Below are 1,514 nucleotides of genomic sequence, written 5' to 3'. Positions count from 1 at the left end.
AAGGCGGGAAGAAACGGGAACTGGTGCGGCCGATCTCCAACGCGTGCAACTCCTTGATCCTGTTTTCGATGTCGCCGCGGAGACAATAGACCTTTTCGTAGAGTCTTGCCATCGATGTCTGTAACGCCGTATTTCTCCGCTACGCTGGCGGCCACCAGTACGGTTCCGGTGTGCCGGTGACGTCGGGATCCGCGGCGAGTGCAGCGACAGCCCGTCCGATAAACTCGGTCCTGGTCTGCTGGCCTACATCGTGACCAGCAAGTTCTCGGATGACCTCCCTCTTTACAGGTTGGAAGACATCTTCGCACGGCAGGGCTTCGAGATCTCGCGAGCCACGCAATCGGTCTGGTGCGGCGATGTGGCCGATCTCGTGGAGCCGTTGTATGAGTCGATGGCTGAGCGGGTGCGCGCTTCCCATGTGGTCGCTACCGACGACACCATCATGCCCATGCTCAACACGGGCAAGACATCGAATGCGCGGATGTGGGTGTACGTGGGCGACGATGCTCATCCGTACAATGTGTTCGACTTCACGCTGAACCGCGGGCGGGACGGACCGAAGTATTTCCTGAGGGAGAACAACCAGGTGCTCCTTGCCGAAGCCTATGGAGGGTACAACGGCGTAGTGGCCGGCAATCAGATTACACGCGCAGGATGTTGGGCACACTGGCGTCGTAAAGTGATCGATGCGGAGAAGGCCGCGCCGGAGATCGCGCGCGAAGGCATCGAGATGGTGCGCGCACTCTACGCTGTCGAGAAACAGGCTGCAGATCTGTCCGCCGAAAAGAGACTTGAGGTGCGCCAGAAGCAGTCGGCACCCGTGTTGGCTCAACTGCGCGAAAAGCTTCTGATCTGGAAGGAGCAGTTGTTGCCGAAGCATCCCATGGCCGAGGCGATCAACTACGCCCTGAGTCAATGGCAGGAACTCACTGCGTTCTGCGTCGACGGCGCTGTGCCCGTCGACAATAACGTGAGCGAGCGCGAGATGAAACGCGTGGTCCTCAATCGCAAAAACTCGCTTTTCGTCGGCAACGCACGTGGAGGAAGAACAGCCGCGATCCTGGCCAGCTTAACAAGCACCTGCCACCGCCACGACGTTGACCCGCAACTCTACATCACCCAACTGCTCGTCAACCTGCCATCCATGCCCATCAGCCACTTTGCCACATGGCTTCCCGATCTGTGGAAGAAGCACCAGGCACCAACTCTTTCCGCGCAGTAAAGCTCCAAGCCCACCGCAGCACCTGTGCTTCAGCTAACGCTCACGGGCCTTCGCTTCAGGCAACAGTCCCCGCCTATCGAAGCTCTTCCGGAGGAGATAATGGCCGGGACCTGCGCGATGAAGCTAGTCTCCTGAGTCATTGATTTCTTGTATAAGTATCAGGTGCGTGAGCGTCAAGGGTGGAGGTGGCGAAGCGAGCGATGGAGGCCAAGATCTGGTCTGCCGATTTGGTCCATCGGAAGGGTTTTGGTTGTTGGTTATGGGCCGTGATGAACTCTCGGATGGCTGCTTC

1 protein-coding gene is annotated in these 1,514 nt (G+C 58.6%); it reads left to right on the top strand.

Features of this window, described 5'->3' with window-relative positions; translation table 11 throughout:
- The first annotated feature begins 130 nt into the window (after positions 1-130).
- Positions 131-1,222: an IS66 family transposase gene (tnpC, locus tag Q363_RS31565; RefSeq protein WP_084080976.1), complete on the top strand. Its 1,092-nt coding sequence runs from the start codon at positions 131-133 to the stop codon at positions 1,220-1,222.
- Positions 1,223-1,514 lie beyond the last annotated feature (292 nt).

The organism is Edaphobacter aggregans DSM 19364 (genome assembly GCF_000745965.1).
In the GTDB taxonomy this organism is placed as follows: Bacteria; Acidobacteriota; Terriglobia; order Terriglobales; family Acidobacteriaceae; genus Edaphobacter; species Edaphobacter aggregans.
This window is presented reverse-complemented; position numbering and strand designations above follow the sequence as displayed.